The 13,642-nt window shown below is 59.1% G+C and carries 14 protein-coding genes and 1 pseudogene; 1 reads left to right on the forward strand and 14 read right to left on the reverse strand.

Annotated features, from left to right (window positions below; genetic code table 11):
* Window positions 1–17: 17 nt before the first annotated feature.
* The 4 genes and pseudogenes from FA94_RS38655 to FA94_RS16325 form a co-directional block, all read right to left on the reverse strand.
* Window positions 18–233: a hypothetical protein gene (locus FA94_RS38655; protein ID WP_156126652.1), complete on the reverse strand. Its 216-nt coding sequence runs from the start codon at window positions 231–233 to the stop codon at window positions 18–20.
* 54 nt (window positions 234–287) lie between these two features.
* Window positions 288–693 (reverse strand): annotated as a pseudogene (locus FA94_RS16315) (Crp/Fnr family transcriptional regulator); the annotation flags it as partial.
* Window positions 694–1,111: 418 nt separating this feature from the next.
* Complete coding sequence (locus FA94_RS16320; RefSeq protein ID WP_035553004.1) at window positions 1,112–1,906, reverse strand: MIP/aquaporin family protein; 795 nt, start codon at window positions 1,904–1,906, stop codon at window positions 1,112–1,114.
* Window positions 1,907–2,208: 302 nt separating this feature from the next.
* A protein-coding gene (locus FA94_RS16325) for an IS3 family transposase (RefSeq protein ID WP_156126805.1) occupies window positions 2,209–3,407 on the reverse strand; the annotation gives its coding sequence in 2 pieces (ribosomal slippage) (window positions 2,209–3,092 and window positions 3,092–3,407; 1,200 coding nt in all).
* A 758-nt stretch (window positions 3,408–4,165) separates the two neighbouring features.
* Here FA94_RS16325 and FA94_RS16335 point away from each other — a divergent pair.
* A complete protein-coding gene (locus tag FA94_RS16335) occupies window positions 4,166–5,413 on the forward strand; it encodes a cation:proton antiporter (protein WP_035553010.1) in 1,248 nt (415 codons plus the stop codon).
* A gap of 202 nt (window positions 5,414–5,615) precedes the next feature.
* On the opposite strand, the gene FA94_RS38660 is transcribed toward FA94_RS16335, so the two are convergent.
* The 10 genes from FA94_RS38660 to FA94_RS16380 form a co-directional block, all read right to left on the reverse strand.
* The gene (locus FA94_RS38660; RefSeq protein WP_156126653.1) at window positions 5,616–5,876 is read right to left on the reverse strand and encodes a hypothetical protein; all 261 of its coding nucleotides are present in this window, start codon (window positions 5,874–5,876) and stop codon (window positions 5,616–5,618) included.
* A gap of 28 nt (window positions 5,877–5,904) precedes the next feature.
* Window positions 5,905–6,609: a 6-phosphogluconolactonase gene (gene pgl, locus FA94_RS16340; protein ID WP_035553012.1), complete on the reverse strand. Its 705-nt coding sequence runs from the start codon at window positions 6,607–6,609 to the stop codon at window positions 5,905–5,907.
* A gap of 116 nt (window positions 6,610–6,725) precedes the next feature.
* A complete protein-coding gene (gene hypE / locus FA94_RS16345; protein ID WP_035553015.1) occupies window positions 6,726–7,784 on the reverse strand; it encodes a hydrogenase expression/formation protein HypE in 1,059 nt (352 codons plus the stop codon).
* Between the two features lie 45 nt (window positions 7,785–7,829).
* Window positions 7,830–8,969: a hydrogenase formation protein HypD gene (hypD, locus tag FA94_RS16350; protein ID WP_035553017.1), complete on the reverse strand. Its 1,140-nt coding sequence runs from the start codon at window positions 8,967–8,969 to the stop codon at window positions 7,830–7,832.
* Window positions 8,966–9,181: a HypC/HybG/HupF family hydrogenase formation chaperone gene (locus FA94_RS16355; RefSeq protein ID WP_035553020.1), complete on the reverse strand. Its 216-nt coding sequence runs from the start codon at window positions 9,179–9,181 to the stop codon at window positions 8,966–8,968. Before FA94_RS16355 ends, hypD begins: the two co-directional genes overlap by 4 nt.
* Before the next feature lies 1 nt (window position 9,182).
* Entirely contained in the window at window positions 9,183–10,337 is a 1,155-nt protein-coding gene (locus tag FA94_RS16360; RefSeq protein ID WP_231584971.1) for a Kae1-like domain-containing protein, read from the reverse strand.
* Window positions 10,334–11,278 (reverse strand): hydrogenase nickel incorporation protein HypB, encoded by a 945-nt coding sequence (gene hypB / locus FA94_RS16365; RefSeq protein ID WP_081935956.1) that lies wholly within the window; start codon window positions 11,276–11,278, stop codon window positions 10,334–10,336. Before hypB ends, FA94_RS16360 begins: the two co-directional genes overlap by 4 nt.
* An 18-nt stretch (window positions 11,279–11,296) precedes the next feature.
* Window positions 11,297–11,644, reverse strand: coding sequence for a hydrogenase maturation nickel metallochaperone HypA/HybF (locus FA94_RS16370; RefSeq protein ID WP_035553026.1), 348 nt, complete (start codon window positions 11,642–11,644; stop codon window positions 11,297–11,299).
* Window positions 11,637–12,131: a hydrogenase maturation protease gene (locus FA94_RS16375; RefSeq protein ID WP_035553027.1), complete on the reverse strand. Its 495-nt coding sequence runs from the start codon at window positions 12,129–12,131 to the stop codon at window positions 11,637–11,639. The genes FA94_RS16370 and FA94_RS16375 overlap by 8 nt, the downstream gene beginning before the upstream one ends.
* Window positions 12,128–13,642, reverse strand: a complete 1,515-nt coding sequence (locus tag FA94_RS16380) for a Ni/Fe hydrogenase subunit alpha (protein WP_035553029.1) — start codon at window positions 13,640–13,642, stop codon at window positions 12,128–12,130. Before FA94_RS16380 ends, FA94_RS16375 begins: the two co-directional genes overlap by 4 nt.

Consider the following 13,642-nt stretch of genomic DNA (forward strand, 5'->3'; position numbering starts at 1 on the left):
TCAGAATTCAGTGCAAATCAACAGAGAGGGCTTTGCATCAGCCCGGTGCGGTGTTCGCGGCGTTTTTCTACGTCAACCTCGGGAAACAGTGCGCCCTGCGCTGAAATGAACACCAGTTTCATATAGTTGCTATCGGATAGCCGGCAGCCGTGTGTAAATCGTTCGACACCCCGGCCGTTCAATCCGCACGCGGCGTTTCCCACGCTATTGGCCACCGAAATGCCGATCAGCAAGGCACTTCCGAAGTGTTTAGCGCTTTCCTAGGAAGTCGACAATGGTTAACTGGACTGCTGGTCGATTGAATGGTGGCGGTTGCACACGGCTGTCTGCGGCATCTGCGTGATCAGCGCCTGCGTGTAGCGGAGCAGCAGTCGCTGTACGGTCCCAGCCCGCCGGAACTCTTCTTTCAAAGACCGAACATCGAGTCGATACGCCTGTCCTGCACTTTGCACCACTGCACGGTTCGGCATGGTCTCTCCGCCCATGAAGAGCGCAACGCCGATCAGCCCTTCGTTACCGACAATTGCAATTTCGGCCGACGCGCCATTTTCCATCACGTACAAAAGGGAGATTAACGAAGTCGTTGGAAAATAGACATAGGTAAGGCGATCGCCGATTCATAGACTGACTGCGCCAATGGCATATCTACCAGCGTCAGGGGGGCGCGAGGCGTAACCATTCTGCTTCGGGCAGAACTACGAGTAGGTGGTTTTCGTTGCGATGTTGCCCGTTGGGCGTGTGCCACTCCTTCGTGACGTGGCTGGCATCGTAATGTGTTATCCGGATTATCCATACCAATATCCGAAAGGGGCGACAAATGGTCGACACTATCCGACAGTTTTTGGGCAGGACCGTTAAGTCGCGTCGGGGCTTAGCGTTTTCCGTAGAGGCTAGTGGCGCGCGGCACACCGGATGAGTTCTTCTGCGGTTCAAAAGTAACTTTGTTTCTGGCCCGAGCGTCCCGTTTGAGTTCCACGACAGCCGTTCGAACTAGGGAGCCCGACTCTATGCGGCTGGCCACTGACTGACTCCAACCGGCTGCCGCCGACCCGTCGGAGTCGGCCTTGATTGGCTGCTTTGGCGAACAATAGCGTGGGGGCCAAGTCGGCTCCTAGTCTTCATGGTTGATATCGCCCTGCGCCGCCAAGGTTCCCGCGGCGGTCGCTTTACCTTTCAGAACCCACTCAAAAGCTACAGCGATGAGTGCGCCCGCCACGGGACCCACGACATAGATCCAGGTGGTGCTGAGATCGCCGCGGATCAGGTCGGGGGCAAACGAGCGCACAGGATTCATCGACGCGCCGCTGACCGGCGCCGCCCAAAGGCCGGCCAAAGCAATGTAGCCGCCCACTGCGAGAGCTCCATTGGAACCGATATTGCGGGCACCCGACGCGGTGCCAAGGATCGTGCTGACCAAACCCGTCGTCAACAAAACTTCCATGGCAAGCGCCTTAAAATCGCTCACGCCTTGACCGGGCGTCGTAGCGCCTAGCAGTCCTATCGCGCCGAACATCGCCCGCAGGAAGGACGCCGCTGCGATGCCCCCGACGAACTGCGCCACGATATAGCCCGGCACTCTGCCCCAAGGAAAATTGCGACGTACCGCAAAGGCGACTGTGACCGCCGGGTTTAAATGGGCCCCCCCGACAGCGCCCATGAAATAGATAATCGCCATGACCATCATGCCCGGTGCGACAACCTTCATACTCAGGGTTATCACGCCGCCACTCTGAGCACCAACAACCCCGGCGCCGGCCGCAACGGCGACAAGGAGGAATGTGCCCCAGGCTTCTGCGAACAGGCGCCGCCATTCATGGTCGGATTCCAGAAAATCGGGTGTTGCAGAAGCGTGCAGCATAAGCTGCTCTTGTGTCGATTCAGTTCGGTCAGTGTGAGCGGACTTCATGATTGCTCCAATGGAAACAGCGTCTATCCGATCAGACGATCCTGCAAGGAATCATGGCGTCCACATCGAATGTGTGGACCGCACATAGCCGTTGATAGCCGTCGGCACTAATCAGCTTGGCGCGACTTGTGTCCCGGAAGAGCAAGAGGGGAGAGCACTCGCTAAGGATGACTCGCGCTTGATCTTTTTCTACGTGGCTATTGCTGACACCAAGCAGCGATACGCCGGACGTCCTGAATTTGTCCTTCGCTCGAGTTGCTGTTATTGGAGTTGCCCCTGTAAATCAGGACACGCAGACACCGTTAAGTTGATGATGCAGCGGTTCGCCGGAACTCCCGGGGGGAACGGTACTTCAGTGCCTTATGCGGGTGGCGTTCGTTGTAATGCTCAAAGGCGCCAGCCAGATGTGAGAGCGCTGTTGGCACATCAGGCTTATGCATAAAGGCAATGTAATCGTGCTTGATTGTCTTCACGAACGACTCGGCCATACCGTTACTCTGCGGCGAACGAACAGGCGTCGTCAACGGCTCCAGGCCCAACTCGCGGGCAAAGCTGCGCGTACGGTGGTCGATGTAGGCAGAGCCGTTGTCCGACAGCCATTCGATGGGTGCGCCTGCCTGCGGCGTGCCGAAGCGTTGCTCGACCGCTGCGAGCATCACATCGCGCACGACGTCCCCGCTATGGCCGCCAGTAGTCGCTGCCCAACTAATAGCTTCCCGGTCATGGCAGTCCAGCGCAAACGTCACGCGCAACGGCGAGCCATCGTCACAGCGGAACTCGAAGCCGTCCGAGCACCAGCGGACGTTACTCTGGTCAACGGCAATGCGTCCATCATGTCGGCGGGTATCGCGTCGCTGGCCAAGGCGCCGGAGCAGCAACTGATGGTCACGCATGACGCGATAGACCCGCTTGGCGTTCACGCACGGCGCACCGGTCAATTCGTGACTACGTCGCAGCAATGCCCAGACTCGTCGGTATCCATAAGTCGGCAAGGCCGCCACATGCTCGTGGATTGCAGTGACCAGCTCCGTGTCGTCGGTCTGTCGGGCGCGGCGGCCGTCCTGCCAGTCTGGAGAGCGGGCTTTTCTGACTGCCAAAGCAGAGCGCGCCACGCCGAGAACATCGCAGACCGTTTTCATTGGTCGTCCCCGGGCAGTAAGGGCGAGCGCGCAATCCAGTTTTTTGAGCGGCCATACTCGACTGCTTCCTTCAGGATTTCTGCCTCCTGCGTCTTCTTGCCAAGCAGACGCTGCAGTTCCCTGATTTCCTTCATCGCCGTGGCCAACTGCGAAGCAGGCACCACGGCTTCTCCAGCTTTCACCGCTGCCAGGCTGCCTTCCTCGTATTGCTTGCGCCACGCAAAAACCTGGTTTGGGTTCACTCCGTGTCTACGGGCAACTGCTGAAACCGTTGCTCCCGGCTCCAGGGTTTCCTGCACGATGGCTACTTTTTCCTGGACCGAACGCCGACGACGGCGCTCCGGCTCGGTCAGAACTTCAATGCTTTCCACGATTTGCCTAGGCTTGAAACTAGTCACAAGACTCCCTCTTATTTTAAGGGGTGTCTCGTGTCCTGAGAATCAAGGGGCTACTCCAGTTATCTTGACACTTTCCAAATTTTCGGCAGCGGTCGTTGCAGCCTGTGGCTTAAAAATCAGACGCAGATAGGATTCAGCTACTGGATAAGCATGCTTCTGAGGATTCTTGAGCCATTTAACTACTACCATTTTCGTGGCTGCACTTTCAAGGGTAATTTGCGCTTTTACACCATGTAGCGTCGTTTGTTCTGCCTCGAATCATTTCTTGGGCGCGGGGTACGCCACCCAAAAACGATTCCTGGCAGATCCTCAAAATGTTAGTTCGGAAATCTGCTCAACCTCCTGTCCTTCATTGTTTACGGCCAGCCGCTTCCGAACAAGCATTTGCGACTCGCCGATGACCGTTCTTGGCCAGCGCGGTGTCGGATGACAACCGGCTCAGGTCGACCCGCTACCGTTGTCATTCGACGATTTTGCACGGACGTCTGAAATTCAGCCTACCATTGCCGTTTGCGGAACCGTGACTGAACGTTTTTGTGAACGGTCGCGATGTAGAAGGTAGCTTGCGTCGGCTCTCCCCCACAAATGCCCTTCGGCTTGCGGCAAAAAAGGACCTTCGATAGGTGCACTTTTCGGCTGCCGGCTATCACTCAGCAGAATGGCGGCGTCGCCGATCGCAATCAGGGCGGACCTGCCTGGAAACCAATCCGACCTGGTCCCCCATGAGCTTATTTCAAACCGTGACAGTCCTGATGGCGCTGACCGCGCTGGGTGGGTATGTGAACCACCGCCTTCTGCATCTGCCGCCCACCATCGGCCTCATGGCAATTGCGCTCCTGTCCTCTCTCGTGCTCGTCGTCCTGGGAGCGACTGGCGTCGTCGAAGTCCAAAGGTATACCCGCTTCGTTCCCAGTATCAATTTCAGCGATCTGGTCTTTCACGGCTTCCTCGCATTTCTGCTGTTTGCCGGCGCGCTACACGTGGACTTGGGCGATCTCTATAAGGTTAAGTGGACCGTCATCATCCTTTCGACGCTTGGCACTATCATCTCGACGTTTGTCATAGGCGCCTTGTTCTGGTGCGCAGCTTATCTGCTGGGAAATGAGTTGCGCTTTATATTTGCATTGCTGTTTGGCGCACTGATCTCTCCGACCGACCCCATTGCCGTGCTTGGCATCATCAAGAAGGCCGGGGCGCCGAAGGCTCTGGAAACTCGGATCACCGGCGAGAGCCTGTTCAATGACGGGGTCGGTGCTGTGATCTTTCTCACGATCCTTGACATTGCTACCGGTCAGAGTGAGCCTAGCGTTCTAAGCGTTTCATGGTTTTTTGTCAGGCAAACGCTTGGCGGTATCGCGCTCGGCTGGCTCCTCGGTTGGGTTGCTTTTCGCCTGCTTCGAAAGATCGACGATTACCAGGTCGAGATTCTTCTTTCCATAGCGCTGTGCATGGGCTCGTACGAGCTTGCCGATGTGGTTCATATGTCAGGCCCGATTGCCGCCGTTGTCGCCGGCCTCTTCCTCGGCAACCGCGGATGGAACCTCGCGATGTCCGAGCAGACGCAGGAGTATCTGGGGAAGTTCTGGCAAATGATTGACGAAATCCTGAACAGCCTGCTGTTCCTGCTGATCGGCCTGGAGATTGCCGCAATCAACGAGACGGCAAAGTATGTGGTCCTGGGGATAGTAGGTATTGCCTGCGTACTGATTGGACGTGCCGTCAGCACACTGATCCCGATCAAGATCATGAGTTTCATTGTTCCATTTCCGAAGGGTACCATCACCCTTCTGACGTGGGGCGGCTTGAGAGGCGCTATTTCGATCGCACTGGCGCTTCTCTTACCAGCCGGTCAGGAGCGTCAGTTGATCCTTACGAGCACGTACATGGTCGTGATCTTCTCCATCTTTGTTCAAGGTCTGACATTCGGACCACTGCTCCGAAGAATCGTCCCTCCAGCACAGGACGGCTGATGATCTAACGTTGTTCGACGAAGTATAAAAACCGAAAAGGCTCCATTCGTCCACGCCGCATGCGATCGTCTGAGACAGGCGGACTTCGAAAGCGCTGCGCGCATCGATCCACGGCTTATGGAAACCGCAGTTCGGCGGGCGGCGCCGCGAAATTAAGGAAAAGCACGGGGACAACTGGTACGGCGACGGGCATCGGAAGACTTCAATACAAATCGTCCGACAGTAACTCCGACACTACAGCCGATCGACCGAGGAAGCGATGCGACAGCGAGCAAACAGTCGACAGCGACGCGCGATACTGAACAGAATTCAAAAAAACCCGTTTTTCTTCCTTTTCAGAGGTCAGGCCGGCGAATTCGCAACCTTCCCAATTTTTGACAGTGTCGCGTTTGTCACGAAGCCCAACCGCTTCAGCACAGTCGAACGAGCAAGTTCGATGAGGTGCGCCGGCGGCGAGTGCCAATCCGGTCCCTCCCCAAGTCGACCTCTCGCTAGGTTGCAGACCAGTAGACGTCCAGTTTCACGTCCTCGTTATTGGCCAACTGCGAGATGGCATTTTTTTGAAGTGTGGCGATCGCTGCGTTCAGCACGTCGCGCTTGCTGGTGCCGGCAATCAGCAAAAAAAGATGGTCAACCTCTTTCAGAGCGGATAACGACATGCTCACCCGGGCATGCTGCGCACTGTCCGGGTGCACGGCAATGAAGCGTGCAGTCGTGGTGATCGCGTCGCTCCATTCAGGTGAATCTGCGAAGATAGATGCAGTGTGGCCCTCTTGCCCCATGCCGAGCACGGCGACGTCCGGTAACTTCCGAGCAGGGTCGGCGTTCAGTGCCGCGACATGCGCATCGAGCGATTGGCTGGTATCGACCAGGGGCCAGAAAGTGGCGGATTGGGCGGCATTCTGCAAAAGCGTCTCGTGCGCAAAACGCGCATTACTGTCACTATCTGTTTCCGGAACCCAGCGGTCGTCGACGAGTGTCACGTTAATGTTTGCCCAGTCGAGCGATTGGGTGGACAACGTCTGCAGAAATAGACGCGGACTTGTGCCGCCGGATACCGCGAGCATTGCACGACTCGCTTCATCCAGCGGCGTCCCAGCCTGTGCACCGAGCGACATATTTAAAGCGTCGCCCACGGCCTTCGCCAAGGCGTCGGATTGGAATTGCTCGTTGTCGAACTCATAAAAAGTGATCATTTTTTCTCCTGGTGGTTCTCATCCAGCTCCTGACACTCAGGGTCATCAATGTCGATAACGAACGGTTGCCCTTCGAGTATCAGCAAAGCGCCCTCCACAGTGGCCGATAATCCGGATCAGCAAATACGTGGCATAGGCTCTCCGCTCAACCAGTCAACCACGCGCTGCCCTCCCACGCTCGTGTTCATCTGCACAAATCGATTGGCGTCTTCGTTAACGTAGCCGATGCACGTGGCCGCTTTACCCAGCGGATGCGCCTTCATCGCCCGCAACAACGCAGGTGCCGCGTCTCGCGCGACGATGACCACCAGCTTCCCTTCATTCGCGATATAGAGCGGATCGAGGCCGAGCAACTCACAGGCTGCTTCGACTTGGGGCAGAATCGGAATGGCCGACTCTTGCAGCATCATGCCCACTCCTGACTGTCGTGCAATTTCGTTGAGGGTGGTGGCGAGACCGCCGCGCGTGGGATCCCGCAGGACGTGAATGGCACCCGCGGGCACGGCTGCCAACATCGCCGCAACCAGTGTATGCAAAGCGGCCGTATCGGATTCGATGGTGGTCTCGAACTCCAACGATTCGCGCAAAGACAACACCGCAATGCCGTGGTCACCAATCGTCCCGGACAGCAAGACCGCATCCCCGGTTCGGGCGCATTCGCCGCCAACCGAAGGTCCGTCGCATAAAACACCGACGCCCGTCGTGCAGATAAAAACGCCATCGCCCTTTCCCTGCTCGACAACCTTGGTATCGCCCGTGACGATGGGTACACCGGCATCGATCGCCGCGCGGGCCATCGAATCCACGATACGCTTCAGATCCGATAACAACAGACCTTCCTCAAGAATGAAACTGGCGCTCAGGTAAAGCGGCGTCGCGGCAAGCATCGCCACATCATTGAGTGTGCCGTTGACGGCGAGACAACCTATATCGCCGCCCGGAAAGAACAGAGGCGAGATCACGTGTGCGTCGGTGGCCATCACCAGGCGTCGGCCTGCGATCACCGGCAGCAACGCGCCATCGTTCCCTTGCCGCAAAAATTCGTTGTCGAACGCGCGTACGAAGAGTTCCTCGATGAGTTGCATCGACAGTCGTCCGCCCGCCCCATGATTCATGTCGATCCGGCCGTGTTTCAGATCCAGAGGCCGCGCGTAGTGCCGTTTCGGTGTGTTCATGACTCCGCCATCTGTCGAAGGGGCATGACGTCGTGCCAGGTCATGTCAGGTCGCCACAACGGGAATGCCCCGGAACCTGCCATAGGAATAGTGTGCAGCGCACGAGCCTTCACTCGACACCATGCACGATCCCATCGGATTTTCTGGCGTACAGATCGCGCCGAACAGCTTGCAGTCCGTAGGCTTCTTCACGCCGCGCAAAATTGCACCACATTCGCACTGTTTGTGATCAGGCACGGCCCGATAGGTCAGATCGAATCGGCGCTCGGCGTCAAACCTTTCAAATTCTGGGCGAATGCTCAAGGCGCTCGCGCTCACCTCACCCAGACCGCGCCATTCGAATGACTGGCGTAAATCGAATATCTCCGCGGTCACGGCCTGAGCCACCGTATTCCCCCTACGGCTCACCGCGCGCGTGAATTCGTTTTCAATCTCCGCGCGCCCCTCGTTCACCTGGCGCACGAGCATGAGGATGGCCTGCATCACATCCAGTGGTTCGAACCCCGCGATCACGACCGGCTTCCGATGAATGGCGGCGAAACGCTCATAAGGAAAAGAGCCGATGACCACGCTCACGTGAGCCGGTCCGACAAAGCCATCAATGGCGACGATGCCTTGTTCGTGGCCCTCGGCGGCGTCGAGAATGTGCATGATCGCTGGAGGCGTCAGTACATGACAACACAACACGCTAAAGTTCTTCAACGACTGCTGCGCCGCTTGCCGGATCGCGAGCGCGCTCGGGGGCGTCGTGGTCTCGAACCCGATGGCAAGAAAAACGACTTCGCGTTGTGGGTTATCAATAGCGAGCTTCAACGCGTCGAGTGGCGAATAGACGATGCGGACGTCAGCGCCTAGCGCTTTGGCCCGGATCAGCGACAAGCCGTCCGAGGCTGGCACCCGCATCACGTCTCCGTAAGTGCACAACATCACCTTGCATTCCAGCGCCAGGCGGATGGCCATGTCCACACGCCCTACCGGAAGCACGCAAACCGGGCAGCCCGGCCCATGAATCATCTTCACATTCGCCGGCAGCAAATCGGCTACACCGTAGCGGGCGATGGCATGCGTGTGGCCGCCGCAAAACTCCATGAAGCGGTAGTGCCTCGACGCATCGGCTTCGCCCCTGATGTTGGCGGCGAGGTTACTCGCCAGTTCGCGGTCGCGAAATTCGTCGACATATTTCATGCGGCGATCTCCGCGAATAATTTGAGCGTCGCTTCCGCCTCTTCAGGGTCGAGCATGCCGATGGCGTAGCCCACATGAACGATGACATAGTCGCCCACTCCGACCTCAGGTACCAACGCGATCGAGACTTTCTTGCGGATGCCGCCAAGATCGATGGTCGCCATCTCGGGACCCAATAAAGCGACGACGCGGGCAGGTAGGGCAAGGCACATATCAAACCTCGACGGGGAATTGATTCAAGAGTCTGGCTTCGACGGTACAGGCTGCGACCCATGCCTGGCCGAGCGCCAGACCGGCGTCGCCGCATCCCACGCTTTGCGGCCGTAATACAGCCAGCCCCGCCGCTGACAGTGTCGCGCTCAAGCGCTCACTGAGCACCTTGTTGAAGAAGCATCCGCCAGCCAAAACCACAGTTTGCGTGCCATACTGGCGCGTCGCTGCGATGGCGCTATCAGCCAGGCCATTCACGAGACCCAGATGAAAGAGCGCTGCGCCGCGTGCGATCTGCTTAACATCGCCATCGGCAACGGCGAATAGTTCCGCGACTAAGGGCGCCAGGTCAAGCGATGTCCAGGGCATGTCGAATTCGGGGTGAGCCTCCAGCCATCGACTCGCATGGTGCTCAAGCAACATGGCCGCTTCCGCCTCAACGCGTTGATGCAGGCAGAGTCCCAGCGCGCCCGCCGCCGCGTCGAACCAGCGACCGGCGCTGGTGGTGTCGGGGCTATTGACCTTGCGCTCCATCAGCGTGCGCACAAGACGCGCGGCTTGCGCGCCGACCGCCGGGCCAAACCTTGCTTCAACTTCGTCGCCGCGACCGAGACCATGCAGCACGGCGGCGGCCATACGCCACGGCTCGCGTGCCGCAGCGTCGCCACCCGGCAACAGGATAGGCGCCAGATGATCAACTCGACGCCAGCGCTGCGCTGAATCGTATGAGTCGACCCAGAGCACTTCGCCTCCCCAAGCGCCGCCATCGTCACCCAGCCCAACGCCATCCAGCGCGAGACCGATGACGGGTCCTTCGACTGCCTGTTCGGCCTGCACCACCGCGATGTGCGCATGATGGTGCTGCACGGCGATCGCCGGAATACCCAGGCGGTCCGCGAGCGCAAGCGCCACATGGCTACTGTGCATGTCCGGATGCAAGTCATGCGCGACTGCCTGAATCGGCCCAGACGCCTCGCGCAGCAACTGCTCCACGGAGCGGTCCAGCGCCTCGCGGCTTGCTGCATCGATCAGGTCGCCGTGCAAGTCCGACCACACGACCCGTCGCCCATCGACCAGACAGGCGCTGTTCTTGAGGTAGGCACCGCATGCCAGCACCCGCGCGGGCGCCGCTTTGGGCATATAGGCAACGTGGCTCATGGCGTCGGGTTTGCAATTCGCGCGAGCGGGACCAGTGCGCCCGCGTGCCGCGGCCGCCCCGGCTTTGTTCGGCGATATCCAGCACCACGCGGCGGCAGCAGCCAGTCGAGCCAGTCAACCATCCCGTCACCACGGGTCGCCGATACCAGTATCACCTCGATAAGCGGATTCACTCTCTGGGCATACTGGATGCAACGCGCCACGTCGAAGTCGACGTATGGCATCAGATCGATCTTGTTGATGATCATCAACGAGGCAGCGGCGAACATATCTGGATACTTGAGTGGTTTGTCTTCACCTTCGGTCACCGAAAGCACAACGACCTTAGCGGCTTCACCCAGGTCCCAAAGCGCAGGGCAAACAAGGTTGCCGACGTTTTCGATGAACAGGATCGCGTGCGAAGCATCGCCATGATGCGCGGCGGCATGCAGGTCGAGGCGGGAGAATGCATCTCCGACCATCTGTGCATCCAGATGGCAACCACGGCCGGTGTTGACCTGAATCGCCGGCGCACCGGTAGCGCGAATGCGGTCGGCGTCGACGCTGGTCTGCTGATCGCCTTCGATAACAGCCACGCTAACGGCCCGCGGCCTCGCTTTGAGGGCCTTGATGCTTGCACAAAGCAGCGTGGTCTTGCCCGAACCTGGGCTGGATACGAGGTTGAACGCAGTGACGCCATGTGCCGCAAAATGGGCCCTGTTCTGGCTCGCGAGACGCTTGTTCTCACCCAGCACGTCGGCTTCCATATGGATAACCCGTGCCTGGCTAAGACCCGGTACGGACGACCCCGCAGCGCCTGTACCATAGTGCAGATCACCGTTCGAGGCTCTCACCCCTGCCCCAGCGACACCAGCACCGGCAGCCGCAGCCGCGGCGACTTCATCGTGGACAGAATGATGTCCGGAGTCCGACTCGGCGTCGCAGCCGCATACAATACACATGATTCTCTCCAAAAGCGTTCAATCGTTGACAACAAGGAGGTCGACTATGCGCAGCTCGGTGCCTCCGGTTGCTTGCAGGGCATAGCTGCCGCATCGCGAGCACGAGTCGATGTAGCTGGCAATTTCCACACTGGCGTCGCAGTTCAGGCACAGCGCCAAGCCAGGTGTCTCGTCGATCGTTATCTCGCAGCCCGCGAGGCAAGTGCCGGGCATCATGGCCGTAAGCGCGAAGTGCAGCGCCTGCGGCTCGACGCCTGCCAGCGCGCCGATCTCCAGCCGCAGTTGCGCGACCCGCAGGAAATGCTCCCGGGAAGCAGCGGCTTCGATCATCCGCAAAATGCCGCCCGCGAGGGTAAGTTCATGCATGAGAAGCCTGCAGCGCAATCGGCTCAAGCCCGGCGTTGCCATCAAGCCAGCGTTGCCCCCAAACCAGGGCCTGCGAAAGATAGATGAGCGCCTGCCTTCCTGGCGGTTCACCGAGTTCAAACCCCGCCCCACGAATCGCAAGCAGCACGCACGGAGGAGGCTCGATGCCGGAAAGGTCGCGATAGACCTGCATCACAGACTGAGCCGAAAGCGAGTGGGTGGTGAAACTCTCATCGCGCGCGGCATGGAGCTTAGTCACTTCGAACGGTGCAGCGCAATTCAAGCTGGCATCGACAAACAGCACCCGTTCGCGGCCCGTCAAGTCAAGTGCGTGCTCGATCTGCAACTGGTAGTCCTCCAGAAAGTCCACGTGGATTCCGACAGACGATCCGGCGAGCACGCCGAGTTGTTGCACGAACAAAGGCCCGAGCGCGTCGTCGCCGCGGCTCACATTGCCCCAACCGAACACCAGCAGCGGAGCCGTCATCCCTGTACCCCGATCGGAGCGGCCAGATTGCGGGCAAGTTCGCCATCGGCCGACCGCGTGACATGGTCCACCAACTCGCCGTCGGCCTTTTGCAGCACCACGTCCAGCGGCATCTTGCCAAATGCATGCGTGGCGCACGAGAGGCACGGATCGAAGGCACGGATGGCCACCTCGATGCGGTTGAGCAACCCTTCGGTCAACTCCTTGCCGTCCAGATACTCGCGCGCAACCGAGCGCACGGCCTCGTTCATCGCCTGGTTGTTGTGCGTCGTGGAGACGATCAGATTGCACATGGTGACGAGATCGTCCGGACCCACACGGTAATCATGAATCAGCGTGCCGCGCGGTGCTTCGATAATGCCTATGCCCCCGCCCTGACGCTCGCCACTGGCCATCAGGTCGCCTTGCAGGATGTCCGGATTATCCAGCAGGTCCCTGATTATCTCCACCGTGTGGAGCACTTCGATCATGCGTGCCCAGTGGTAGGCAAGCGTCGCATGAACCAGCGATCCCCTGCCCCAGTCGACGAACTCCCTGCGCTGCGCCTCCGCCAAAGGACTCGGAATGAAATCGCAGTTCTGCACGCGTGCGAGCGGTCCGACGCGATACCAACCGGTTTCGCGTCCGATGCTGCGCAGATGTGGAAACTTCATGTAGGTCCACGGTCGCGTCTCTTCCTCAATCAGGTCCATGTAGCGCTGGTCGTTCACGCCGTCGAGGATGATCTGACCGTCGGCATCGCGAGCGCGCAGCACGCCGTCGTAGAGGTCCATGGCGCCGTCCGCGCGCACAAGTGACAGCATCTTTGAGGGGAAGCTGGCGAAACTATCGTAAAGTGCGCGGTTTTGCGCGTGCAACTGCTTGACGACGTCCACGGCTTCGGCCGCCCACGCGATCATTTGATCCACGTCCTTGCGGAGCACGTCGCGGTCAGACTGGCTGACGTGCTTGTTCATGCCGCCCGGTATCGAACCAGTGCCGTGGATACGTTTGCCCGAAGTCACACGAATCAGCTCCTGACCGAACTTGCGTAACAGAATGCCTTTTCTGGCGATGTCGGGGTGCGCCTTTGCCACCCCAACAATGTTGCGCAGGTTCACATCCGAATCGAACCCGAACAGCAGGTCGGGCGATGCCAGGTAGAAGAAATGCAGCGCATGCGATTGCATCACCTGGCCGTAGTGCATCAGCCTGCGGATCTTCTCGGCACTGCGGGTGATGGGCTGCGCGCCCACGACGAGGTCCATCGCCTTGCATGCGGCCAGTTGATGCGATACCGGGCAGATCCCGCAAAGGCGCTGCACCATCACCGGGACTTCCCAGTAGGGCCGGCCTTCGATGAACTTCTCGAAGCCGCGGAATTCGACGATGTGCAGACGCACCTGCTGCACGCGCTGCTGCTCGTCGAGCAGGATCGTCACCTTGCCGTGGCCTTCCACACGCGATACCGGGTCGATCGCTATCCGGCGCAGGCCCTGTGGGTTGGCAGCGGTCTCGAGGTCGAAGCTCAT

This window comes from Burkholderia sp. 9120 (assembly GCF_000745015.1).
Classification (GTDB): domain Bacteria; phylum Pseudomonadota; class Gammaproteobacteria; order Burkholderiales; family Burkholderiaceae; genus Paraburkholderia.